Source organism: Blastococcus atacamensis (assembly GCF_002938425.1).
GTDB classification, from domain to species: domain Bacteria; phylum Actinomycetota; class Actinomycetes; order Mycobacteriales; family Geodermatophilaceae; genus Blastococcus; species Blastococcus atacamensis.
The window spans coordinates 1-22,831 of sequence record NZ_POQU01000017.1 but is presented as its reverse complement, the minus strand read 5'-3'; the positions used below and the strand labels follow the sequence as shown (position 1 = coordinate 22,831).

General features: G+C 72.2%; 21 protein-coding genes. 7 read left to right on the top strand and 14 right to left on the bottom strand.

Annotated elements, in window-relative coordinates:
- Window positions 1-16: 16 nt before the first annotated feature.
- A complete protein-coding gene (locus tag C5508_RS06630) occupies window positions 17-1,129 on the top strand; it encodes a ferredoxin reductase (protein ID WP_104524158.1) in 1,113 nt (370 codons plus the stop codon).
- Window positions 1,130-1,155: 26 nt separating this feature from the next.
- Window positions 1,156-2,355: a fatty acid desaturase family protein gene (locus C5508_RS06625; protein ID WP_104524157.1), complete on the top strand. Its 1,200-nt coding sequence runs from the start codon at window positions 1,156-1,158 to the stop codon at window positions 2,353-2,355.
- Between the two features lie 520 nt (window positions 2,356-2,875).
- Here the strand turns inward: C5508_RS06625 and C5508_RS06615 are convergent.
- From C5508_RS06615 to C5508_RS06585, 8 genes are all read right to left on the bottom strand, one after another.
- The gene (locus C5508_RS06615; protein ID WP_157944013.1) at window positions 2,876-4,321 is read right to left on the bottom strand and encodes an SGNH/GDSL hydrolase family protein; all 1,446 of its coding nucleotides are present in this window, start codon (window positions 4,319-4,321) and stop codon (window positions 2,876-2,878) included.
- On the bottom strand, window positions 4,318-4,797 hold the full coding sequence (locus C5508_RS19465; protein WP_157944012.1) for a hypothetical protein: 480 nt from the start codon (window positions 4,795-4,797) through the stop codon (window positions 4,318-4,320). The genes C5508_RS06615 and C5508_RS19465 overlap by 4 nt, the downstream gene beginning before the upstream one ends.
- Before the next feature lie 80 nt (window positions 4,798-4,877).
- Entirely contained in the window at window positions 4,878-6,248 is a 1,371-nt protein-coding gene (gene dnaB / locus C5508_RS06610) for a replicative DNA helicase (RefSeq protein ID WP_104524154.1), read from the bottom strand.
- A 558-nt stretch (window positions 6,249-6,806) separates the two neighbouring features.
- Complete coding sequence (gene rplI, locus C5508_RS06605; protein WP_269801767.1) at window positions 6,807-7,262, bottom strand: 50S ribosomal protein L9; 456 nt, start codon at window positions 7,260-7,262, stop codon at window positions 6,807-6,809.
- Between the two features lie 2 nt (window positions 7,263-7,264).
- Window positions 7,265-7,501 carry a 30S ribosomal protein S18 gene (gene rpsR / locus C5508_RS06600; protein WP_014378671.1) on the bottom strand — a complete coding sequence of 79 codons (237 nt, stop codon included), beginning with the start codon at window positions 7,499-7,501 and terminating at the stop codon, window positions 7,265-7,267.
- A 101-nt stretch (window positions 7,502-7,602) separates the two neighbouring features.
- Window positions 7,603-8,094 carry a single-stranded DNA-binding protein gene (locus tag C5508_RS06595; RefSeq protein ID WP_104524153.1) on the bottom strand — a complete coding sequence of 164 codons (492 nt, stop codon included), beginning with the start codon at window positions 8,092-8,094 and terminating at the stop codon, window positions 7,603-7,605.
- A 2-nt stretch (window positions 8,095-8,096) separates the two neighbouring features.
- Window positions 8,097-8,384 carry a 30S ribosomal protein S6 gene (gene rpsF, locus C5508_RS06590; RefSeq protein WP_104524186.1) on the bottom strand — a complete coding sequence of 96 codons (288 nt, stop codon included), beginning with the start codon at window positions 8,382-8,384 and terminating at the stop codon, window positions 8,097-8,099.
- 252 nt (window positions 8,385-8,636) lie between these two features.
- Complete coding sequence (locus C5508_RS06585) at window positions 8,637-9,614, bottom strand: hypothetical protein (protein ID WP_104524152.1); 978 nt, start codon at window positions 9,612-9,614, stop codon at window positions 8,637-8,639.
- A gap of 170 nt (window positions 9,615-9,784) precedes the next feature.
- On the opposite strand from C5508_RS06585, the gene C5508_RS06580 reads away from it, so the two are divergent.
- On the top strand, window positions 9,785-10,597 hold the full coding sequence (locus tag C5508_RS06580; RefSeq protein ID WP_104524151.1) for a deoxyribonuclease IV: 813 nt from the start codon (window positions 9,785-9,787) through the stop codon (window positions 10,595-10,597).
- Here C5508_RS06580 and C5508_RS06575 read toward each other — a convergent pair.
- From C5508_RS06575 to C5508_RS06560, 3 genes are all read right to left on the bottom strand, one after another.
- Window positions 10,577-12,079 (bottom strand): glycosyltransferase family 87 protein, encoded by a 1,503-nt coding sequence (locus C5508_RS06575; protein WP_198597929.1) that lies wholly within the window; start codon window positions 12,077-12,079, stop codon window positions 10,577-10,579. The two genes, C5508_RS06580 and C5508_RS06575, sit on opposite strands and share 21 nt — an antisense overlap.
- A gap of 31 nt (window positions 12,080-12,110) precedes the next feature.
- Window positions 12,111-14,630 carry a transglycosylase domain-containing protein gene (locus C5508_RS06565; protein WP_232796964.1) on the bottom strand — a complete coding sequence of 840 codons (2,520 nt, stop codon included), beginning with the start codon at window positions 14,628-14,630 and terminating at the stop codon, window positions 12,111-12,113.
- A 139-nt stretch (window positions 14,631-14,769) separates the two neighbouring features.
- Window positions 14,770-15,186, bottom strand: a complete 417-nt coding sequence (locus C5508_RS06560; protein WP_198597928.1) for a DUF5318 family protein — start codon at window positions 15,184-15,186, stop codon at window positions 14,770-14,772.
- Between the two features lie 157 nt (window positions 15,187-15,343).
- Between C5508_RS06560 and C5508_RS06555 the strand changes: the two genes are divergently transcribed.
- The 3 genes from C5508_RS06555 to C5508_RS06545 all read left to right on the top strand — a co-directional run bounded on the left by C5508_RS06555 (window position 15,344) and on the right by C5508_RS06545 (window position 18,048).
- A complete protein-coding gene (locus tag C5508_RS06555) occupies window positions 15,344-16,003 on the top strand; it encodes a PadR family transcriptional regulator (protein WP_104524148.1) in 660 nt (219 codons plus the stop codon).
- A 98-nt stretch (window positions 16,004-16,101) separates the two neighbouring features.
- Window positions 16,102-17,178, top strand: a complete 1,077-nt coding sequence (locus C5508_RS06550; RefSeq protein WP_104524147.1) for an inositol-3-phosphate synthase — start codon at window positions 16,102-16,104, stop codon at window positions 17,176-17,178.
- Window positions 17,179-17,286: 108 nt separating this feature from the next.
- The gene (locus tag C5508_RS06545; protein WP_104524146.1) at window positions 17,287-18,048 is read left to right on the top strand and encodes a hypothetical protein; all 762 of its coding nucleotides are present in this window, start codon (window positions 17,287-17,289) and stop codon (window positions 18,046-18,048) included.
- 155 nt (window positions 18,049-18,203) lie between these two features.
- Here the strand turns inward: C5508_RS06545 and C5508_RS06540 are convergent, their stop codons facing one another.
- Window positions 18,204-18,866: a YqgE/AlgH family protein gene (locus C5508_RS06540; RefSeq protein ID WP_104524145.1), complete on the bottom strand. Its 663-nt coding sequence runs from the start codon at window positions 18,864-18,866 to the stop codon at window positions 18,204-18,206.
- Between the two features lie 90 nt (window positions 18,867-18,956).
- On the opposite strand from C5508_RS06540, the gene C5508_RS06535 reads away from it, so the two are divergent.
- Window positions 18,957-20,228: an MFS transporter gene (locus C5508_RS06535; protein ID WP_104524144.1), complete on the top strand. Its 1,272-nt coding sequence runs from the start codon at window positions 18,957-18,959 to the stop codon at window positions 20,226-20,228.
- 30 nt (window positions 20,229-20,258) lie between these two features.
- Here the strand turns inward: C5508_RS06535 and C5508_RS06530 are convergent, their stop codons facing one another.
- Together C5508_RS06530 and C5508_RS06525 are read right to left on the bottom strand one after the other, a co-directional pair.
- Window positions 20,259-21,305: a matrixin family metalloprotease gene (locus tag C5508_RS06530; protein WP_232796963.1), complete on the bottom strand. Its 1,047-nt coding sequence runs from the start codon at window positions 21,303-21,305 to the stop codon at window positions 20,259-20,261.
- The gene (locus C5508_RS06525) at window positions 21,284-22,732 is read right to left on the bottom strand and encodes a CCA tRNA nucleotidyltransferase (protein WP_104524143.1); all 1,449 of its coding nucleotides are present in this window, start codon (window positions 22,730-22,732) and stop codon (window positions 21,284-21,286) included. Before C5508_RS06525 ends, C5508_RS06530 begins: the two co-directional genes overlap by 22 nt.
- Window positions 22,733-22,831 lie beyond the last annotated feature (99 nt).

Here is a 22,831-nt window from a genome sequence, read left to right as displayed (position 1 = left end):
TGGGAAAGCTATATGCATGACAGCGACGACTCCGCGCCCCGCCGCGCCCCGCATGCCGGCGCGGACTGCGCTGCGCGACCGGGTGCTGAAGATCGCCGAGCTGGTCACCACCCCGCTGCTCCCCGTCGACTACCTCGACCTGTTCGACCCACTGCGGTCCGGCGCCGCCCTGCGCGGTCGGATCGAGGCCGTTCACCGCGAGACCCGGGACGCTGCGTCGATCGTGATCCGCCCCGGCCGCGACTGGCTGCCGCACGTCCCCGGGCAGTACGTCCGCATCGGCATCGACATCGACGGCGTCCGCCAGTGGCGCGCCTACTCGATCACCTCGGTGCTCGACCGCGCGGACGGCTGCTTCACCATCACGGTGAAGGCCATCCCTGACGGAAAGGTGAGCAACCACCTGGTGCACCGGGTGCAGCCGGGCACGATCATTCAGCTGGACCAGGCCACCGGTGAGTTCTGCCTGCCGGAAGAGACCCCCGCCAAGTCGCTCTTCGTGACCGCCGGCTCCGGCATCACGCCGGTCATGGGCATCCTGCGCAACCACGCCCACCAGCTCACCGACACGGTGCTCGTGCACTCGGCCCCCACGGCCGACGACGTCGTCTTCGGTTCCGAGCTGCGGCAGATGGCCGCCGAGGGCCACATCACCCTGATCGAGCAGCACACCGACACCGCCGGGCTGCTCGACGCCCGCTCGATCGCCGAGCTGGTGCCCGACCTGCACGAGCGCGCCACCTGGGCCTGCGGCCCGGTCGGCATGCTCGAGGCCCTGGAGGAGCACTGGGCGTCCGTCGGCATCGCCGACCAGCTCTACACCGAGCGCTTCCGTCCCCGCGTGCTCGCCGGCGCCGGCGAGGGCGGCACGGTGACCTTCGAGAAGAACGGCACGACCGTCGAGGTCGAGGGCACCACGCCGATCCTCGACGCCGCCGAGGAGGCGGGCGTGCTCATGCCGAGCGGCTGCCGCATGGGCATCTGCTACGGCTGCGTGCTCCCCCTGCGCGAGGGCGCGGTCCGCGACCTCCGCAACGGCGAGATCACCTCCGCCGACGACGTCGGCGACGGCGTCCTCGTCCAGACCTGCATCAGCGCCCCGGCCGGCGCCTGCTCCATCGACCACTGACCCCCTCGAGCCCCAGGAGCCCTGACATGACCGTCATCCAGAAGAAGCCCGAGAACCCCATCGCCCACCTCACCGCCGAGGACATCGAGCTCATCGGCAAGGAGCTGGACACCATCCGCCAGGAGGTGCGCGACAACCTCGGCGAGAACGACGCCAAGTACATCCGCACCGTCATCGACGTGCAGCGCAAGCTCGAGCTGGGCAGCCGCGCCGTCCTGCTGTTCTCCAAGTTCCCGCCGGCCTTCGTGCTGGGCACCGTGGGGCTCTCGGTCGCCAAGATCCTCGAGAACATGGAGATCGGGCACAACATCCTCCACGGCCAGTGGGACTGGATGCGCGACCCGAAGATCCACTCCACGACGTGGGAGTGGGACATGGCCAGCCCGGCCGAGCAGTGGAAGCACTCGCACAACGAGCTGCACCACACGTACACGAACGTGATCGGCAAGGACAACGACCTCGGCTACGGCATCATGCGCGTCGACGAGGACCAGAAGTGGCACCCGATGTACCTGGCGCAGCCGCTCTGGAACTTCATCAACGCCTGCTTCTTCGAGTACGGCATCGCCGCCTACGACCTGGAGCTCGGCAAGAACCTGGCCTCCAAGAAGCGCCGCAACGACCCGAAGTTCCGGGCCGGCGTCAAGCAGGTGCTGAAGAAGATCCGCAACCAGGCCGCCAAGGACTACGTCGTCCACCCGCTGCTGTCGGGCCCGTCGTTCATGCCCACGCTGGTCGCCAACTTCACCGCCAACGTGGTGCGCAACCTGTGGTCGCACTCGGTCATCATGTGCGGCCACTTCCCCGAGGGCGTCGAGACCTTCGAGAAGACCTCGATCGACGGCGAGACCCGTGGTGAGTGGTACGTCCGCCAGATGCTCGGCTCGGCCAACATCTCCGGCAGCAAGGCCATGCACATCATGACCGGCAACCTGTCGCACCAGGTGGAGCACCACCTGTTCCCCGACATCCCGAGCAACCGGTACGCCGAGATCGCCCCGCGGGTGAAGGAGATCTTCGACCGCTACGAGCTCACCTACCACTCCGCCCCGCTGGTCAAGCAGGTCGCGAGCGCGTGGCACAAGGTCATCCGGCTCTCCCTGCCCAACGGCTGGCTCGCGGAGACGACGCCGAAGAACGCCCCGGCGCAGCTGGCCAAGCTCTACAAGATGACCACGGGCGGACCCAAGGTCCGCCGAGCGCTGCAGTCGAAGGCCGCCGCCTGATCTCGGACTGAACGCAGAGGGGCCCGGAACCGCACAGGTTCCGGGCCCCTCGTCGTTCAGCGGCGCTGTGCCGCTACGGGAGCAGCGCGGGCTCCTCGAAGTTCAGCTGGAGCAGCATCGACCCGTCGCGAATCGGCACCTCCCAGACCGCGCCGTCGCCGTCCAGGGGTCGAGCACCTGGTTGCGGCCCGGGAAGGCAGCAACCTGCGCCTGCCCCCGCCGGCCGGTCAGTTGGCCCCGGTCGGGGATGGTCAGCCTGTCGGAGGGGAAGGCAGAGATCGGGTCGGCCTTGGCGGGCTTCGCCAGGGCTGGTGTCGCGGTGGCCGAGACGGCGAACGTCACGGCCAGGGTGCCGACGACCGACGCGGTCGTCCGGCGCCATGAGCGAGAGGGCACGGGGGTTCCGATGACTGAGGGAGTGTTGTTCCTAGCTGAAAGTGATGTGGCGCCCAACCAATTGGCTGAAAAAGCCAACCGGTCGCCGTTTCCCGTGAAACGCGGGCGAGCAGAAACCGTCGCGTCACCAGGTGACGCTGTCCGCCTCGACGACCAGGGTCCGGAAGCCGTAGGTGGACTGGGCATAGTCGACGATCACCCCGTCGACCTGCACGACGCCGGTACCGGGTGTGATCGGCAGTTCCGGGTCGCCGAGGGTCACCTGCGTGAAGGTGAACTGCTCGGGTGCCGCTCGACAATCCATCGTCATGATGATCGAGTCGCTGGTGTACGTGGGTGCCGTCGGCCAGGCGACGACGCAGGCCGACACGAAGCGGTCGCCGATGCTGAAGTCCGAGGTGCCGTCGTCGATGGGCGTCGCGGACGTCCTCGGCGCCGCTGAGGGTGTCGGAACGGTGGTGGTCGGTGGCGCGGTGGTCGGCGGCGCGGTGGTAGGTGACGCGGCGACGGAGCCCAGGTGGGCCTCCACCTCGCCCGCGACCTGCTCCGCGGTGATCTGGTGGCCGATGTCGTTCGGGTGGAACGAGTGCATGAGGCGCTCGGTCACCGTGATGCCGTTCAGGTACTCGATCGAGCCGGAGCAGAGTTCGTGGCCGGCGAACAGGTCGCCGCGGTCGACGAACCGCACGCGGTCATCCCCCAGTGCGGCGTTGGCGTCCGCCACGGCCGTGCGCAGGGCCTCGTCCAGGCGGTCGCCCGCGGCGTTGAGCAGGTCGGCATCGCCGCGGTCGATCAGATGGCAGGAGCGCCCTCGCCAGTCACCCCAGTCCCCGGTGTCGGCGAACAGCTGCGGGTAGCCGACGACGACCAGGACGCCGTCGGCTGACACGTTCTCCCGGACGACCTGCTCGTAGAAACCGGCCAGCGTCAGGTGCGTGCCCTCGCCGTAGGTCACGCCGGGATGCACCGTCGACCTCCCCGCGACGAGGCCGTCGATGCGTGCCTCGAGGTCGGCCGAGTCGACGTCGCAGGACCGACCGCGCGCGACCATGCCGGTCCAGCTCAAGCCCTTCCCCCAGCTGGCCATGCAGCCGGTGAGCAGATCGGCGAACCCGACGTCGTTGCCACCGAAGGACAGCGTCACCACGTCGAACCGCCCGCCGCGTGGCGCGGCAGCCAGAGCCTGCTGCCACTGTGCCTCGTGCTGGCCGGCGCCGGGGTTGTAGAACTCGTCCAGGGTGGCCCCGCTGCACGCCGGGAAGGACAGCGGCCCGATGACCCATCCCCGCTGGCTCGTCAGGATGCCGGCGGCCTTGGGGCCGTAGGCGAGGTCCGACCGTGCGCAGGTACGCGGATCGCCGTCCATGCCCGTCCCGCGGATACCCTCCCCAGACGAGTACGAGTCGCCGGCGGCCAGCCAGGACACCGGACCGTCGGGCACCTCAGCGCTCGCGGCATGTGCGCCGGCAACCAGTCCGGCCGCGATGGTCACCAGCGCCAGGACCGGGGCGCCGAGCTCGTGCAGCAGCGCGCCGACCCGCCGTCCGCCGCCGGTGCCAGACGGTCTCACCGGGCACCCGCGCGGACGAGCAACCGGCTGAGCACCGTGGACGTGAACTTCGCCTGTTCGGCGTGCCGCGCCATCGGTTGCGTCGTCCCGCAGTCCTCGAGGTAGCCCGCGACGGCGTCGAGGTGGTTGACGGTCGCGTCCCTGACCGCAAGATCGGGCACCGCCCCAGCGGCGGCCAGGAGCGCGTCCGGCGGGCCGATCGCGTCGAGGTCCTGGGCGATCCGGCCGCAGACCTCAGCGGTCGTCTCGGCCGGCAGGGCGCTGCTCTGGTCGAGCAGCGCCAGCAGCGGCGCCCCCGGACCGGCGAAGTACTCGCGAACGGCCGGAGGCTCGGCGGCCTGCGGCGGGAGTTCGACCGTAGCGGGGTCGGCGAGCGCATCGCGGGACAGGTGCCAGTAGGCGCCGGCCCCGACGCCGACGACGACCAGCGCCGCCAGGATCCAGCGCCACCGGGCACCCTGCGCTCGACCGGCCACGGTCCCCCCGATCCGTTCGGCGTCGGGACAGGACTACCAGTCCCGCCCCGCGCCGCGCCAGGGGTCGCGTTTCCGACTGGTCAGTTCGCCATGTCCACGAAGCGGCTGTAGTGGCCCTGGAAGGCGACCGTGACGTTGGCAGTGGGGCCGTTGCGGTGCTTGACCAGCATGATGTCGGCCTCGCCCGCTCGCGGGGACTCCTTCTCGTACATGTCCTCGCGGTGGATCATCATGACCATGTCGGCGTCCTGCTCGATCGAGCCCGACTCGCGAAGATCCGACAGCATCGGCTTCTTGTCCTGACGCTGCTCCGAACCTCGGTTCAGCTGCGACATGGCGATGACCGGAACCTCGAGCTCCTTTGCCAGCAGCTTGAGCGCACGGGAGAACTCCGAGACCTCCTGCTGGCGGCTCTCGACCTTCTTGCCCGAGGTCATCAGCTGGAGGTAGTCGATGACGATGAGCTTGAGGTCGTTGCGCTGCTTGAGCCGCCGAGCCTTGGCCCGGATCTCCATCATCGTCATGTTGGGCGAGTCGTCGATGTAGAGCGGCGCGTCGGCCACCTCCCCCATGCGGCGGGCCAGCTTCGCCCAGTCCTCGTCGGACAGGGTGCCGGCGCGCATGTGGTGCAGCGGTACCTTCGCCTCGGCCGACAGCAGACGCATCGTGATCTCGTGCTTGCTCATCTCGAGCGAGAAGATGCAGGCCGGCATGCCGTGCTTCACCGTCGCCGACCTCGCGATGTCCAGTCCGAGGGTCGACTTGCCCACACCGGGTCGCGCCGCGATGACGACCATCTGGCCGGCCTGCAGGCCGTTGGTGAGCTCGTCGAGGTCGCGGATGCCGGTGGGCACGCCCCGGGCGGTGCCACCCCGGGAGGCGATCGCGTCCAGCTCGTCCATCGTGGGCTGCAGGACGTCCTCGAGGCGGGAGTAGTCCTCGCTCATGCGCTTCTCGGTGACGTCGTAGATCTCCTGCTGGGCGCGGTCGACGATGTCGTCGACGTCGCCCTTGCCGCCGGCCGCGCCGTAGCCGAGCTGGACCACGCGGGTGCCGGCCTCCACCAGCCGGCGCAGCACCGCCTGCTCGGCGACGATCGCGGCGTAGTACCCGGCGTTGGCGGCGGTCGGCGTGGAGGCGATCAGGGTGTGCAGGTAGACGGCGCCACCCATCTTCGACAGCTGGTCGGTGCGGTTGAGCTCAGCGGCGACGGTGATCGCGTCGGCGGGCTCGCCACGGCCGTAGAGGTCGATGATGCAGTCGAAGATCACCTGGTGTGCCGGCCGGTAGAAGTCGTTGCCGTGCAGGACCTCGACCACGTCGGCGATCGCGTCCTTGCTCAGCAGCATGCCGCCCAGCACCGACTGCTCGGCCGCGACGTCCTGCGGCGGCTGCCGGTCGTACGCCGGCGCCGTCACCGACGGACGGCTGAACTCGTCGGCCACCGCCACGGGGGTACCTCCATCTCCTTGCGGGCGCGCCCACGACACCACTGCGCGCAGGGGAAGTACGCGAGCTCGGTGGACTGCACCGGACCGAACACCTGTTCGGTCTCTGCCTACCGCAGGGGACTGACAGTCCCGTGTCCGGGTGGCGTGCAGAGGACGTTAGGGAAGGCGGGCGGCCCGGTCCACCACCGCTGTGCACGCCGATCTGCACAACTTGTGGACAAGTCGGTGGACGGACGCGTGTCGACATGTGGAGAAGTCGGGGGACACAGGGCGGCGACCGAGCCGGACCGCGGCCCTGAGCTGCGAGGACGCCGTCCCGGGGGTGTGGACGGGAAATCGGACCCCAGTTTTTTTCGTGCGGCGCACCACGAGTCACACGGGCGCGCCAGCCGTCTCCGGCCGCCCAGGCGCGCCCGGCGGCGGGCCGCCGACCTGCGACGTGAGGCCCCCGCACGACCCCCCACGGGCCCGTGGCGGTCGGGAACGCCGCGAGGGGCGCCGGACGGTGGTCCGACGCCCCTCGCGGGCGGTGCAGAGCCGCTCAGCGGCTCGCCGGCATCAGCCGGCGACGACCTCGACGGTCAGCTGAGAGGTGACCTCGGGGTGCACCCGCACGGTGACGGTGTGCTGGCCCGTGGTCTTGATGCTGCTGGGCAGCTCGATCCGGCGACGGTCGAGCTCCGGGCCTCCGGCCGCGGTGACCGCGGCGGCGACGTCGGCGGTGGTGACCCGGCCGAACAGGCGGCCGCCGTCACCGGCGCGAGCCGGCACGCGGACGGTCAGCCCGGTGAGACGGCCGGCCACGGCCTGCGCCTCCTCGAGAGACCGCACGTCGCGGGTCGCCCGCGCCCGGCGGAGGGACTCGACCTGCTTCTCGGCACCCCGGGTGGCCACGATGGCCAGCCCGCGGGGCAGGAGGTAGTTGCGGCCGTAGCCGCCCTTGACCTCGACGGAGTCGCCGGAGGACCCGAGACCGGTGACCTCCTGCGTGAGGATCAGCTTCATGGTGCTCATGATCAGCGCGCCGTGGAGGTGTAGGGCAGCAGCGCCATCTCACGGCTGTTCTTCACGGCCGTGGCGACGTCACGCTGGTGCTGGCTGCAGTTGCCGCTGACGCGGCGGGCACGGATCTTGCCGCGGTCGGAGATGAACTTCCGCAGCAGGGTCGTGTCCTTGTAGTCGACGTAGGTCGCCTTGTCCTTGCAGAACTGGCAGACCTTCTTCTTGGGCTTGCGAACAGGAGGCTTGGGCACCTGGTTCTCCAGAGAGAGTCAGAAAGTAAGGGGATGGAACGGCCCCCTCGCAGGGGCCAACACCGAGCGGAGCGAGGCGTGGGGAGCGAGGGGGTCCTTCGTCAGAAAGGAGGCTCGTCGGACGGGCCGGCCGGCGTCGACCAGGGGTCGCTCGCACCGCCGCCGCCGCCACCGCCGCCACCGAAGCCGCCGCCACCGCCACCGAAGCCGCCGCCGCCACCCTCACCGCGGGAGGCCTTGGTGACCTTCGCGGTGGCGTAGCGGAGCGAGGGGCCGATCTCGTCGACCTCGAGCTCGATGACGGTGCGCTTCTCGCCCTCCTTCGTGTCGAAGGAGCGCTGCTTGAGGCGACCGCTGACGATCACGCGGGAGCCGCGGGTGAGCGACTCGGCCACGTTCTCCGCGGCCTGACGCCACACGTTGCAGCGGAGGAACAGCGCCTCGCCGTCCTTCCACTCCTGCGACTGACGGTCGAAGGTGCGGGGCGTCGAGGCCACCGTGAAGTTGGCGACGGCAGCACCCGACGGCGTGAAGCGCAGCTCCGGATCGGCGGTGAGGTTGCCGATCACGGTGATGACGGTTTCGCCGGCCATGGTCAGTGGACCTCGGGCCGCATCAGCTTCGTGCGGAGCACCGACTCGTTCAGGTTCAGCTGGCGGTCCAGCTCCTGGACGGCGGCGGGCTCGGCCTGGATGTCGATGATGGCGTAGATGCCCTCGACCTGCTTCTTGATCTCGTAGGCCATCCGACGGCGGCCCCAGATCTCGGTCTTGACGGTGCCACCGGAGTTGGTGACCACGGTCAGGAACCGGTCGAGCGAGGGAGCGATGGTGCGCTCCTCGAGATCGGGGTCGAGGATGACCATCAGTTCGTAATTGCGCACGGAGAACCCCACCTCCTCTGGTCTCAGCGGCTGCAGGAGATCTGCAGCAGGAGGGTCGTACATGCGTCGCGCGCCCCGAGGCTCCCACGAGAGACGGAACGCGCAGGTCCAGGCTACCAGCGACCGCGCTCCGGCCCTCCCCCGCCGTCCACAGGGGCCGGGAACGACCGCGGCCGCCGCCCCCGGAGGGGACGACGGCCACGGTCAGCCCCGTTTCCGGGGCCCTGCGCGTGCGGGGAGTGGGGACCGTCCTCAGCGCGTCTCGCGGGACGCCTGGTGGGTGCGGACCAGCGCCGCGGTGACGGCGGCCAGTGCGACCACCGCCGCCAGTGCCGCCGCGGGGAGGGCCACCGGCTGGTCCGTCGACGCACTGGCGGTCTCGGCGTTCCCCTCGTCCAGGGCGTCGCCGTCCAGGCCGGCCAGCTGGCCGAAGACCGGGACCGAGGCGCCGTCGTAGGAACCGGCCATGCCGCCGGAGCCGGCGACCGAGCCGGCGCCGGAGCGGTCACCCGCGCCCGAGCCGGTGCCGGCGACGAAGAACCGCTCGGGATCGAACGCCGCGACCGCGTTCCGGGTGCCGGCCGACATCGGCACGGAGCCGGCCATCGGGTACTGGTACTGCTCACCCGTGGACTTCTTCGCACCCGGCGTCACGTCGGGGGCTGGGTCATCCGTGGGCCGGGTCTCCGGGTCCTGGCCCGGGTCCACGGGGACCTCGACCTGCGGCAGCTCGGGCAGCTGGACGGCCGGCAACTGCGGGAGGTTCACGCCGGGCAGGTTCGGCAGCGGCAGGATCGTGTTGACCACCAGCGGCTGCGGCCGGGGGAGCGGGGGCAGCAGCCTGGCGGTGGCGTCAAGCAGCGGCTGGGTGAGGGCCGCGCGGCTCTCGTAGCGGTAGGTGAAGGTCAGCCAGCAGCCGGCGACGCAGCTGCGGTCGAACCTCTCGGCGACGCTCGCGCCCGGCGCCAGGGGCTTCTGGCCGGACGGCAGCGTGAGCGTGACGTCGGTCTTGGCGGTGACGTCGACCAGCGAGGGGAGCAGACCGCCGCCGCCGACCTTCACCGTCTTGTCCTGGATCTCGTTGACGAAGGTGACCGTGCCGCCCTCGTCGACCGACACGACCAGTTGCGTCAGGTCCCGGATCGGCACGGTGGCGGTGGGGGCCGCCTGCGCGACCGGCGCCGAGGTCACGGACGCGGTGACGACGCCGATCCAGGCGAGGACCGCCACAGCGATGCCTCTCCGGGCTGTGCGACGGATGCGACCCGTTGCCATGTTCTGCTACCTCCACGTCGACGTCACACCACTACCGGTGAGTAACCCCCGTCACGCACTCAACGATGATGTGACGCAAGCGATACGGGTAAACCTCGAAGTGGTCGAGTAAATCAGGAGCACGCATGGGTTGGCACCCGATCGGCGTACACGTGGGCGCCGGTCTCACCGACGACGGTGAGCTCGACACCGGTGGGCCGCTGGCCCGCGCGGCGGAGATGGACTCCGACGGCGTCCAGGTCTTCCTCGCCGATCCGCAGGGATGGACGGCGCCGAAGCCTCGCCCGGACGCCGAGGACCTGCGGGCCTCGGGGCTGGTGGTGGTCGTGCACGCCCCCTACGTGCTCAACGTGGCCACGACGAACAACCGCATCCGGATCCCCAGCCGCAAGCTGCTCGGCACGCACGCCGAGGCCGCCGCCGCCGTGGGAGCGCGCGGGCTGGTGGTGCACGGCGGCCACGTCCTCGCCGCGGACGATCCGGCGACCGGCGTGGACAACTGGCGCAAGACCTTCTCCCGGCAGGCGGACGAGGGCGGCTTCCCGGTCCCCGTGCTGATCGAGAACACCGCGGGCGGCGGGAACGCCATGGCCCGCGACCTGGACGCGCTGGCCCGGCTCTGGGACGGCGTCGGCGAGTTCGGCGCGGGGTTCGTCCTCGACACCTGTCACGCGTGGGCCGCGGGCTGGGACCTGTCCACCGTCGTGGCCGACGTCCGGGCGATCACCGGGCGGATCGACCTGGTGCACCTGAACAACAGCCGGGACCCGGCCGGTTCCAGCCGCGACCGGCACGCCCCGATCACCGACGGCGAGATCCCGGCCGAGCTGCTCGTGGAGGTCGCGCGGGCCGCCGACTGCCCCGTGGTCCTGGAGACACCGGGCGACGCCGCGAGCCACGCCGCCGAGATCGCCCTGCTACGGGACGCGCTGGGCTGAACTGCGCAGCACGTAGGTGTCGGGGGCGTGCTGCAGCGGCCCGCCGGCCGGGTCGTCGACGCCCGGCCAGCTGGTGCGCACGGCGTCCCGGTCGGGATCGAGCGCGTCGCGCACGACCAGCGCCATGAGCACGACGACGGCGAGGTCGCGCAGCACCACCGCGAGGTGGAACCACTCGACGTCCACCCCGCGGCTGTCCGGGCCCAGGTACCAGAGCAGCCGGGGCACCCACAGCAGCGCCTCGGTCGCCTGCCACAGCAGCAGCGACCGCCAGCCCGGACGCGCCAGCACGGCCAGCGGAAGCAGCCACAGCGAGTACTGCGGGCTCCAGACCTTGTTGGTGAGCAGGAAGACGGCCACCAGGAGGAACGCGATCTGGGCGACCCGGGGGCGGACCGGCGCCGAGAGGGTCAGCCACCCCACCGCGGCCACGCCGGCGAGCAGTGCCACGGCGACCAGCGCGTTGAGCGCCACCGGGGTCTGTCCCTCGGCCAGCGGGCCGTCGAGGATCCGGTCGTCGGTGAGGTGCAGCGCCAGGTACCAGAGCGAGTCAGGATCGGCCGGGCGGACGCTGTTGAGCCGGAAGAAGCGGCCCCAGTTCTCCGGCGCCAGCCAGGCGACGGGGGCGTTCACCGCCACCCAGACGCCGACCGCGGCCACCGTGGTGCGCAGCCAGACGCGCAGCAGTCCCGACCGGAGGCAGAGAAGGAAGAGCGCGCCCAGCAGGAAGGCCGGATAGAGCTTGGCCGCCACGCCGAGGCCGAGCAGGACGCCGGCCAGCACGGGGCGGTCGCGCGCCCAGGCCCACATCCCCAGGGTCGCCAGGGCCACCGCGAACAGGTCCCAGTTGGTGAACGCGTGCACCACCAGCAGCGGGGACAGCCCGATCATCGCCGCGTCCCAGGGCCGCCGGCCGGCCAACGCCAGCACCGCCCGGACGACGGCGAGGGCGCAGACGGTGAGCAGGAGGCAGGTGACGACGTAGTAGCTCTGCACCACCGGCACCGAGGGGAGCAGCGACGAGGCGCCGGCCGCCCGGTCGTAGAGGCCGGCGAGCGCCGCGGCCGTGGCCATGAAGCCGCCGGTGAGCACCGGGTACTCGACGTCGCTGTCCAGGTAGGGGAGGGCGCCGTCGTCGAGGCCGTGCAGCCCGAACAGCGGGATGGTGTCGGAGTAGCAGAAGTGCGTGTACTGGACGCTCCCCGTCCAGTCGCCGTCGGCGCACGGCGCCTGCTTGACCCAGGCGACGGCGAGCGCCAACGTGGCGAACAGCAGGCAGACGCGCAGCGGCGTCCAGAACAGTGCCCGGCCGGTCACCGCGAACCGGCCCCACGGCCCGCCCACTGCTTCGCTGGCCTGCCGGGCGACAGGGTCGGTCCAGGTCGGCACCACCCGGTCCGGCCCGTCGGGGAGTCTCGTTCCACGTGGAACGGCCACGGGCCCGTCCGCGGTGGCGGACGGGCCCGTGGGTGCGGTGCTCATGCGTGCAGTGTGCGGGATGGCCCCGCGGTGATCAGTTGGGGCGCGGCGGGAAGACCGGCTGACCGGGTGCCGGCTGACCGGGTGCCGGCTGACCGCCGTCCGCGCCGCCGCCGCCGGGCGCGTCACCGTCACCGCCGGTTCCGTCACCGCCCGTGCCGTCGCCGCCGGTGCCATCGCCGCCTGTCCCGGTGCCGTCATCGCCGGTCCCAGGACCACCTCCACCGGTCCCGGTGCCGGACCCCGCGGGCGGGCTGGGCGTCGGGGTCGGCGTGGGTGCCGTGGTCGGCGCGGGTGCCCGGGTGGTGGCCACCGGCGCGTCCTGGGTGACCCGGGCCGGGGCCTCGGTCGTCGGCGCGGCCACGCCCTTGCCCGAGTCGCCGGTGATCAGCGCCTTGTCCGGCAGCTTCTCCTTGGGCGTTCCGGCCAGCGCGGCGTTCATGAAACGCTGCCAGATGGCACCGGGCAGGCCCGCGCCGTAGATGATCCGTCCGGAGGCGTCCTTGATGGGCTCGCGGTAGTCGGTACCCACCCACACCGCAGCGGAGAGGGACGGCGTGTAGCCGACCATCCAGGCGTCGGAGTTGTCCGTCCGGTTGAGGCCCTGGGTACCGGTCTTGCTGGCCACCTCGCGGCCGCCCTCGAGCGCCCGCTTCGAGTAGGACGCGACGCCTTTCGTGGCCACCGTGACGTCGTTCGCCACGTCGGCGGGCAGCGCCTGCTCACCGGGCTCACCGGCGTTCTCCAGGAGGACCGTGCCACTGCTGTCGGTCACCTTGGTGACGAAGTGCGCCGGACGGTAGACGCCACCGGCGGCCAGGGTGGCGAAGCCCTGCGCCTGGTCGATCGGGCGCATCTCGTACTCGCCGATGCCGATGGAGGAGCCGGTGGCACCGGACTCGCTGGCCAAGGTGCGACCCTCCGCGAGGGCACCGCCCTGCCACTGCTCGGGCAGCCCGGTCGCGGCGAGGATGGTCTCCCGCACGTTCTCCGGGCCCACCTCGTAGGCGAGGCCGTAGTACGTGGTGTTCAGCGACCGGGTGATCGCCTCGGTCAGGGTGCAGGCCGCGCAGCTGGCGCCGCCGGAGTTGACCACCGGCTTGCCCGGCCGGTCGGGGAACTCCTGGTCGTCGCTGCCGTCGCGCCGGGACTGGATGCCGATGCCCTGCCCCAGTGCGGTCGCCAGCACGTAGGGCTTCACCGAGGAGCCCGGCTGCCGCTGGGCCTGTGCGTAGTCGGTGCCCACACCGTCCCGGCCACCGTGGTACGCAACGACGCCGCCGGTGCGCGGGTCGATGGCGACCAGCGCCTGCCGCAGGTTCTGCGGCTGCTCCGGGGTCATGACCGCATCCACCGCCGCGACCGCCGCGTCCTGCGCCGGCTTGCTGATCGTGGTGGTGACCCGCAGGCCACCGGCGTTGATCTGCTGCTCGTCATACCCACGCGCCTCGAGCTCGGCCCGGACCTCCTTGACGATGTGGCCCTCCGGCCCCTCGGGCATGCCCAGCGTGGAACCGCCCTTGGGGGCGACCGGCGGGTAGACCGAGGCCTCGCGCTCGCCGTCGGTCAGCCAGCCCTCCTCGACCATCGCGTCGAGCACCAGGCCCCAGCGGTCCTGCGCACCCTCGGGGTTGGCCTCCGGGTCGTAGGCCGAGGGGCTGCGCACCAGGACGGCGAGCACGGCGCCCTGCTGCGCGGTCAGCTGCGCGGCGGGCACACCGAAGTAGGTGTTCGCCGCCGCCTCGATGCCGTAGGCGCCCCGGCCGTAGTAGATGGTGTTGAGATAGTTCTCGAGGATCTGCTCCTTCGAGAAGTTGTTGTCCAGCTTGATCGCCAGGAAGAGCTCCTGGAACTTCCGGCTGAACGTCTGGTCCGAGGTCAGGAAGGCGTTCTTCACGTACTGCTGGGTGATCGTCGAGCCACCCTGGGTGGAGCCACCACTGACGTTGTTCCAGGCGGCGCGCACGATGCCGGTGAAGGAGATGCCCGGGTCGGAGTAGAAGCTGCGGTTCTCCGCCGCGAGCACGGCGCGCTGCGCCGACTCCGAGATCTGGTCCAGCGGCACGTTCGTGCGGTTCTCGTCCCCGAGCCGCGCCATCTCCGTCGTGCCGTCGGAGTAGTACATGATCGTCGTCTGCTTGGTGGAGACCGAGTCGGGACTCGGCACCTCGGTGGTGGCGTAGACGACGCCGACGAACACGCAGAGCAGCGCGAGCATGCCGCCCATGACGCCGGCGGCGACCTTCAGCCGGCGCTTGCGGCGTTGCTTCTTGGTGCGAGTGGCCTTGCCCTTGGTCGCCGGACGGGCCGGCGGACGGCCGGGGGCACCGGCGCGGGCCGCGGTCGTGCCACCACGGGAGGCCGTCGTGCCCCCGCGCGACGCCGTCGTCCCCCCGCGCGGGGGGACCGGCGGACGGCCACGACCGCCGGCCGGGGGACGCGGGCGGCCGGCGGCGCCGCCCCCGCCTCCGGTGCTGCGGGTACGCGTGGCCGGCGGCCGGCGGACGGAGCCGGACCGCGGTGCGACGGGCGAGGTCTCGTCGTGGCTGGGCACGAGCACACCCCTTCCTGGCTGTCATGGGCGCCGGGCACCTGCCCGGACGCTGTGGAGCGTCTTCAGCTGTGGGAGCGGGTCGGACCCGCCAGGCCGCCGGTCCCTGCCCGCGCTCGCGGGCCGTGGACCGACCGACCGGTTACTTCTCCGTGGCCGCCCGGCGGCGGCCCCGCCGGGGCTGGCGCCCAGGCTCCGGCTCGGCACCGAGGACGTACGAGCAGTTCAGGTGGTTCCATCCGCAGCTGCGGCACACCTCGACCTGGTACACGGAGAACTCGTCCTGCGCCGTGTCCATACGGGCGAGCTCGACCTCCGTCTTGGCCTGGCCGGCCACGGGGCCGAGGTGGTCGCCGTACACGTAGTTGACCAGGGTCAGACGGTCCCGGCGGCACACCGGGCAGGCTTCGTCGGTCTGCTGTCCGTGGTACTTCGCCGCCCGCGAGAGGTACGGGCTGGCGTCGCAGACCTCGAACAGACCGGTGCGCCCGGCGTGCACGTCGGCGAGGACGGCTCGCCGCTGCAGCGAGTAGTCCACGACGGATCGACGTCCGGGCACGGCCGCCAATGTACGCACGGCACGCCGTGGATGGTGTCTCTCCCGCGGCGACATGCGTCGCGCCGAGCACACCCGTCCCCACCGTACCGCCGCGCAGCAGGCGCTCCCCGCGATGTATCGTGGCGATACATCGACAGGAGAGGGACGGAGGGGCGACATGCTCGAGTTCGCCATCCTCGGTCTGCTGCACCAGTCGCCGATGCACGGTTACGAACTGCGCAAGCAGCTCGCCGCCGTCCTCGGCGGGCTGCGCAGCATCTCCTACGGCTCGCTCTACCCCGCCCTGCGGCGGATGCAGGCGGCCGGGCTGATCACCACCGACGAGCCCACGCCGCGTGCCCTCCTGCCGGCCGACGCCCCGCCGCTCACCGGCCGCCGCGGAAAGGTCGTCTACACGATCACCGCGGAGGGCAAGGAGCGCTTCCACGAGCTCGTCTGCGAGACCGGCCCGGAGGCCTACGACGACGGCGGGTCCTTCGGCGTCCGCCTGGCGTTCTTCCGGCACACGGCCCGCGACGTCCGGCTGCGGATCCTCGAGGGCCGTCGTCGCACCGTCGAGCGGCAGCGGGAGGGCCTGCGTGCCTCGCTGAGCCGCACCCGCGAACGACTCGACCGCTACACGCTCGAACTCCAGCGGCACGGCCTGGACTCGGTGGATCGCGAGGTCCGCTGGCTCTCGGAGCTGATCGACAGCGAGCGCCGTGAGGCGACGGAGCCCTCGACAGAGCGGCGTGAGGCGACGGAGCCCCCGACTGCGCGCGGGGAGGTCGACGGAGGTTCGCAGGAACCGGCGTCGGAGCCGCCCGGCACCACCTGAACCAGGCGGCAGGGCCCCCCGGCCCGGCCGTTCGCCATCACCGGACCGCTCGCGGTTCACGTACACCGGACCAACGGTCCAGGGAGAGAAGGAGAGTCATGGGGTCAGTCAAGGTCGCCATCGTCGGTGTCGGTAACTGCGCCGCCTCGCTCGTTCAGGGCGTCCACTACTACCGGGACGCCGATGAGACGGCGTCCGTTCCCGGCCTGATGCACGTCCGGTTCGGCGAGTACCACGTCTCCGACATCGAGTTCGTCGCCGCGTTCGACGTGGACGCCAAGAAGGTCGGTCGTGATCTCTCCGAGGCCATCGTGGCCAGCGAGAACAACACCATCACGATCTGCGACGTCCCGCCGCTGGGTGTGAACGTGCAGCGCGGCACGACGCTCGACGGTCTGGGCAAGTACTACCGCGAGACGATCGAGGAGTCCGACGATTCTCCGGTCGACGTCGTCACCGCGCTGCGCGAGTCCGGCGCCGACGTCCTGGTCTGCTACCTGCCGGTCGGCTCCCAGCAGGCTGCCGAGTTCTACGCCCAGGCCGCTCTGGACGCCGGTGTCGCGTTCGTCAACGCCCTGCCCGTCTTCATCGCCGGCACCAAGGAGTGGGCGGACAAGTTCACCGCCGCGGGTGTGCCGATCGTCGGTGACGACATCAAGAGCCAGGTCGGAGCCACCATCACCCACCGGGTGCTCGCCAAGCTCTTCGAGGACCGCGGCGTGCAACTGGACCGCACGATGCAGCTCAACGTCGGCGGCAACATGGACTTCAAGAACATGCTCGAGCGCGAGCGCCTGGAGTCCAAGAAGATCTCCAAGACCCAGGCGGTCACCAGCCAGGTCGACCGGGACATGGGCAAGGACAACGTGCACATCGGCCCGTCGGACCACGTGCCGTGGCTCTCGGACCGCAAGTGGGCCTACGTCCGCCTCGAGGGCCGCGCCTTCGGTGACGTCCCGCTGAGCCTCGAGTACAAGCTCGAGGTCTGGGACTCCCCGAACTCGGCCGGCATCATCATCGACGCCGTGCGTGCCGCAAAGATCGCCAAGGACCGCGGGATCGGCGGCCCGATCCTCTCGGCGTCGTCGTACTTCATGAAGAGCCCGCCGGTCCAGTACAGCGACAGCGAGGCCCGCGACGCCGTCGAGGCGTTCATCCGCGGCGACATCGCGTAAGGACCCCGTCCGGAGGCAGCGCGTCACCTGGGCCCGCATCTCCTCGCGAGATGCGGGCCCTGCGCGTTCCTCCCGGGGATGAGGGCCCGCGCTCCCTACGCTTCCGCCATGCCCGTCCGCCGCCCGCTCGCCCCTCGCGCGTGCGCGGCCGCGCTCGCAGCCCTCGCCCTGGCCGGCTGCTCCACCGACGAGCGCTCGCCCGGTGAGCCGGTCACCGAGGACGAGGCACGGATCCTGGCCGAGCTGCTGCACCGCAACCACGAGGAGGGCGGCGCGGACTTCGTCGTGACGGTGCCCGTCGGCGACGACGCGCTGCTCGAGCTCACCGGCGAGGTCGACTTCCGCCGCGGGATCGGCCGGGCGCAGGCGGTGACCGTCGTCGACGACGAGGAGCACGACGCCCGCACCCTCTTCTTCGACCGCGACGAGCTGTGGTCCGGCGACGTCCCCGGTCTGCCCGAGGCGCTGGCCGCCGACGGCGCGCCGGACGCGGCCTACCTGCGGCGGGCGCTGCCGGCCGATCCCGAGGACCCGGAGCTGCTCGACGTCCTGGTCGAGATGCTGCTCAACCTGGCCCAACCGGAGGCGGACGACCCGGCGCTGTTCCTCGACGGGCCGTACCGGTGGCACGCCGAGGAGCCGATCGACGGGCGTCCGACCGTCGTCTACCGGCTGCGCGAGGGGCGGACCGTCGCGGTCGACGCGGGGGACCGGACGCTGGTGCAGTACCGCGCCACGCTTCCGGACAGCGGCCTGGACGTCACGCTCACGCTGGCCGACCACGGAACCCGGCGGGTGGCACTGCCCGCTGAGGAGGAGACGGCGGCCACGGCGGACCACCCGCGGGTGGCGGCGGCCTTCGGCCTCTGAACAGGGATCCCGCTGTCCGTTCGCGCGCTCGCCGCCGAACCCGGCTGAGGGCAGAAAAGTGGGAAGGGCGGTCTCTTCCCCAGACCGCCCTTCCCGACATCTTTTCTACCAGACCGTGCGCCGACGCGCAGCTCTTCGCGCGGCGCGCCGACCGCTCAGTTGGCGGCGGGATCCGCCGGCGCCGTGGAGAGCACCGCGAGCCGGCCGGTCTGACGGCCCAGGACCTCGCGCCACAGCTGCGGCCCGGACAGGTCGCCGAGCACGTCACCCGGGCGGCTCGGGACGCAGGCCCACGCACCCTCGGCGATCTCCCCTGCGAGCTGACCCGGGGACCAGCCCGCGTAGCCGGCGAAGACCCGCAGACCGGTGAGCCGGCCGGCCAGCGCGGCGGGGTCCCCGTCCAGGTCGACCAGGTGCACGTCACCGGCCACCGGCCGCAGCCCCGCCTCGGGGTCCGGCGCACCGGCGGTGGCCAGGCACAGCGCGGTGTCGGTCTCGCACGGTCCGCCCACGTGGAAGACCCCCGGCGCCACAGCCAGGTCGCACCAGCCGGGTAGCACGTCGCGGATCTCCACCTGGCTGGGACGCCCGAGGACCACGCCCAGCGTCCCGGTGTCGGAGTGGTCCAGGACGTAGACGACCGTGCCGGCGAACGTGGGGTCCTGCAGCGACGGCATCGCCACCAGGAGGCTGCCCGCGCTCACGTCGTCGAGGCACCCGATGGACAGGGCCGGGACCGCCGGCGCGCGGCGACGGCCGGTCACGGGCCGGCTGGGCGGACCGGACTCGGGATCGGGCGACGCGGGCACCGGGGACATCTTCCCCAGTGTGCCCCACCGGACCGCTCCGGGTGCGGGCCGCGCTCGCGGCACGACGGCGGGAGGACCGGCCCTCCTTAGTCTGGCCGCGTGGCCACGACGGGGACGACGCTGCGCGGCCTGCTCACCCGCCCCGACTTCCGCCGACTCCTGGGCACCCGGCTGCTCGCGCAGTTCGGCGACGGCGTCTTCCAGGCCGCTCTCGCGGGCACCATCCTCTTCAACCCGCAGCGGGCCACCGACCCGGTCGGGGTGGCCGCCGGTTTCGCCGTGCTGCTCCTGCCCTACTCCGTCGTCGGGCCGTTCGCGGGGGTCTGGCTGGACCGCTGGAGCCGCCGGCAGGTCCTGGTCCGGGCGAACCTCCTCCGTGCGGGCCTGGTGGCCGCCGTGGCCGCGCTGATCCTGACCGGCGTCCAGGGCCCGGCGTTCTACGCGGCGGGACTGGCGGTCTTCTCGGTCAACCGGTTCGTCCTCGCGGCGCTGTCGGCGGGCCTGCCGCACACGACCGACGTCCCCTCGCTCGTCAGGGCCAATGCGCTGTCGACGACGGCGGGGTCCGTCGCCACCGTGGCCGGTGGCGGCGTGGCCCTGGTGCTGCTCCCGGTCACGGGTTCGGCGGATGCGGGCTACGCCGTCCTGGCGCTGGTCGCCGCCCTGCCCTACCTCGCCTCGGCCGCGGTGGTGTCCGGCTTCGACCGCGCCTCCCTGGGCCCGGACTCCACGGCCCGGACGGCTCTGCTGACGGCCGGCCAGGTGCTCGCCGGGATGGCGTCGGGCGCCCGGCACGCGTGGCGGGACCGGCCTGCCCGCGCGGCCCTCACGGCCATCGGGCTGCACCGCTGCCTGTTCGGCGTCCTGACGCTGATGGCCCTGCTGCTGCACCGCTCCACGTTCTCGGCCGGCACGGGGCTCTTCCCCGGCGGCCTGACCGGCCTGGGCCAGGTGGTCACGGCCGGCGCCGCCGGCACCCTCCTCGCGGCCGGCGTGACCCCGGCGGGAGTCGCCCGGATCGGCACCCGGCGCTGGACCGCACTGCTGCTCGTGGCCGGTGGCCTGGCCCAGCTGGGCCTGGGTCTGCTGCTGCAGCCCGGAGCGGCGGTGGCTGCCGGGTTCCTGCTCGGGTTCATGAGCCAGGGCGTGAAGATCTGCGTCGACGCGACGCTGCAGGAGCGCATCGACGACGACCACCGGGGCCGGGTGTTCTCCGTGTACGACACGGTGGTCAACGTCGGTTACGTCGCGGCCCTGGTCGCGGCCGCCTTCGTCCTGCCGGGTTCCGGCGTCTCGCCGCCGCTGCTGGCGGTGGTGGGCGCGGGCTACGTGCTCACGGCGGTGCTGCACACCCGCATGGCCCGGCGCTGAGCGGCCCCGGCCTCACGGACGTCGGAGGGCTCAGAGCTCGGGCACGCAGGGCCCGGCGCCCAGGGTGGCCAGGCCGGTGAGGTCGCCCGGGGCGAAGTCCGTGACGGACCGCCGGGCCTCCGGGTACATCAGCTCGCCGTCGTCGTCGACGTGCGCCAGGCCCACCAGGTGGCCGAGCTCGTGCAGCACGATGCCCCGGACGACGGCCGGACCGTCGCGCTCCCCGAGGATCTCCGGCAACTGCACCGAGTCCAGGCTGACCGTGCCGCTGACGAACACCCGCGGCCCGTCGCCGAGCGAGACCGCGACGCTGCCGGCCTCGCCCACGACGTCACCGGCCAGGGCGGGGTTCTCTCCCTCGGTCTGCCAGCCGATCAGCACCGGCGCCCACTGGTCGCCGTAGCGATCGGGCTGGTAGACCGCCCGCTCGGGAGTGAGGGGCTCGTCGGTGTAGCCGTCGAAGGTGAAGACCAGGCCGGTGACCTCCGAGACGCGCAGCAGCGCGTCGTGCACCAGCTGCTCCCCGCCAGGAGGCGCGGCGTCGGGGCGGAGGACGTAGTGGACGGTGCGGCACGGGTCGTAGGCCACGGGGGTCACGCCGTCGTCCTGGAACGTCGTGAAACCGTGCGTACCCCGGACCGGGGGCGGGAGCGGAGGAGGACCCAGGGGGACCGACAGCCCGCTCGGGCTCGGCCGGTCGGTGGGCCGGGCCGGCGACGACGTCGCCGGGGGCCCGGGGGAGGCCTGGGGCAGCCGCTGCCCCCACGGCAGCTCCGACGGGTCGACCAGCGTGACGGCACCGGCCACGGCGGCGGTGACCAGCAGTCCGCTCCACACGCCCCACCGGCGCCGGCGCGGAGGCGGCGGGGTGGCGCCGCGCCACGGCTCGGGGGCCGGGCCCCCGCCGGCGGCCTCCTGCACCACCCACTGGGGCACGCGCCCGGACGGGGACGCGGGCAGGGAGGGGCCGCGGTCGTCGGGGGCCTGCGGGTGCACGACAGGTATCTCGGCATCGGCACCCGGCTTCTGGAGCCGGCCGTCGCCGGATCCCTCGGTCAGGCCGAGCGCTCCGCCCACCAGGCGCGCAGCGCGGCCTCGGCGTCCTCCGGGTCCAGCGGCCCGCGCTCCAGGCGCAGGTCCTTGAGGAAGCGCCACGCGGCGCCGACCTCGGGACCCGGCCCCACCCCGAGGATCTCCATGATCGCGTTGCCATCGAGGTCGGGGCGGACACGGGCGAGGTCTTCCTGGTCGGCCAGCACCGCGATCCGCTCCTCGAGCGAGTCGTAGGTGGCCGCCAGTGCCGCCGCCCGACGCTTGTTGCGGGTCGTGGAGTCCGAGCGCACCAGCTTGTGCAGGCGGGGGAGCAGGTCCCCGGCGTCGGTGACGTAGCGGCGGACGGCGGAGTCGGTCCACTCGCCCTTGCCGTAGCCGTGGAACCGCAGGTGGAGGAAGGTCAGCCGGGCCACGGCCTCGACGACCTCCTTGGAGTACTTGAGCGCCTGCAGCCGCTTGCGCACCAGCTTGGCCCCGACGACCTCGTGGTGGTGGAAGGACACCCGGCCACGGGGCTCGTGCCGGCGGGTGGCCGGCTTGCCGATGTCGTGCAGCAGCGCGGCCAGGCGCAGCACGAGGTCGGGGGAGCCGCTGTCGGGGTCGGCCTTCTCGAGCTCGATGGCCTGGTCGAGGACGGTCAGCGAGTGCGTGTAGACGTCCTTGTGCTGGTGGTGCTCGTCGATCTCCATGCGGAGGGCGGAGAGCTCGGGGAGGACGACGTCGGCCAGGCCGGTGGAGACGAACAGCTCCAGCGCGGCGCGCGGCGAGTCCTGCAGCAGGGTCTTCGAGAGCTCGGTCTGCACCCGCTCCGGGGTGATGCGGGCCAGCTGCCCGGCCAGCGAGGTCATCGCCGTGACGACCTCCTCGGCCGGCGTGAGGCCGAGCTGCGCCACGAACCGGACGGCACGCAGCATGCGCAGCGGGTCGTCGGCGAAGGACTCCTCGGCCGTGCCGGGGGTTCGCAGCCGCCGTGCGAGCAGGTCCCCGAGCCCGCCGAAGGGATCGGTCACCGTCCGGTCGGGCCCGAGGCTGACGGCCATCGCGTTGACCGTGAAGTCCCGGCGTACCAGGTCGTCGAGGAGCGAGTCGCCCCACGCCACCTCGGGGTTGCGGGACTCGCGGTCGTACCGGTCCGCGCGGAACGTGGTGATCTCGACGCGCTCACCGCCGATGTCCGCGCCGACGGTGCCGAAGGCGATGCCGGTGTTCCACGTGGAACGAGCCCACCCCCGGAGCAGGGTGAGGACCTGCTCGGGGCGGGCGTCGGTGGTGACGTCGAGGTCGCCGGGGACGCGGATCGCGCCGGCACCGGCGGACAGCAGGGCGTCACGCACGGACCCGCCGACCAGGTGCACCTCGAAGCCGGCAGCGGCGAAGCGCTCGCCCAGCTCGGTCAGGACCGGGGAGAGCTCCACGAGCCGGCGGACGGTCTCCTGGACGGCCGCGGGCACGGGCTCGGGCTCAGGACGACTCGACGACTGCGCGGACACGACGAGCCAGACTAGTGCGCGCGGAACCGGCGAAAGACCCCGCCGCCCCCTGTCCCCCGC

Coding starts and splice junctions, on each gene's coding strand:
- C5508_RS06630 (WP_104524158.1), top strand. CDS start 17: ATGACAGCGACGACTCCGCGCCCCGCCGCGCCCCGCATGCCGGCGCGG.
- C5508_RS06625 (WP_104524157.1), top strand. CDS start 1,156: ATGACCGTCATCCAGAAGAAGCCCGAGAACCCCATCGCCCACCTCACC.
- rplI (WP_269801767.1), bottom strand. CDS start 7,262: ATGAGCACCATGAAGCTGATCCTCACGCAGGAGGTCACCGGTCTCGGG.
- C5508_RS06595 (WP_104524153.1), bottom strand. CDS start 8,094: ATGGCCGGCGAAACCGTCATCACCGTGATCGGCAACCTCACCGCCGAT.
- C5508_RS06580 (WP_104524151.1), top strand. CDS start 9,785: ATGGGTTGGCACCCGATCGGCGTACACGTGGGCGCCGGTCTCACCGAC.
- C5508_RS06575 (WP_198597929.1), bottom strand. CDS start 12,079: ATGAGCACCGCACCCACGGGCCCGTCCGCCACCGCGGACGGGCCCGTG.
- C5508_RS06555 (WP_104524148.1), top strand. CDS start 15,344: ATGCTCGAGTTCGCCATCCTCGGTCTGCTGCACCAGTCGCCGATGCAC.
- C5508_RS06550 (WP_104524147.1), top strand. CDS start 16,102: ATGGGGTCAGTCAAGGTCGCCATCGTCGGTGTCGGTAACTGCGCCGCC.
- C5508_RS06545 (WP_104524146.1), top strand. CDS start 17,287: ATGCCCGTCCGCCGCCCGCTCGCCCCTCGCGCGTGCGCGGCCGCGCTC.
- C5508_RS06540 (WP_104524145.1), bottom strand. CDS start 18,866: ATGTCCCCGGTGCCCGCGTCGCCCGATCCCGAGTCCGGTCCGCCCAGC.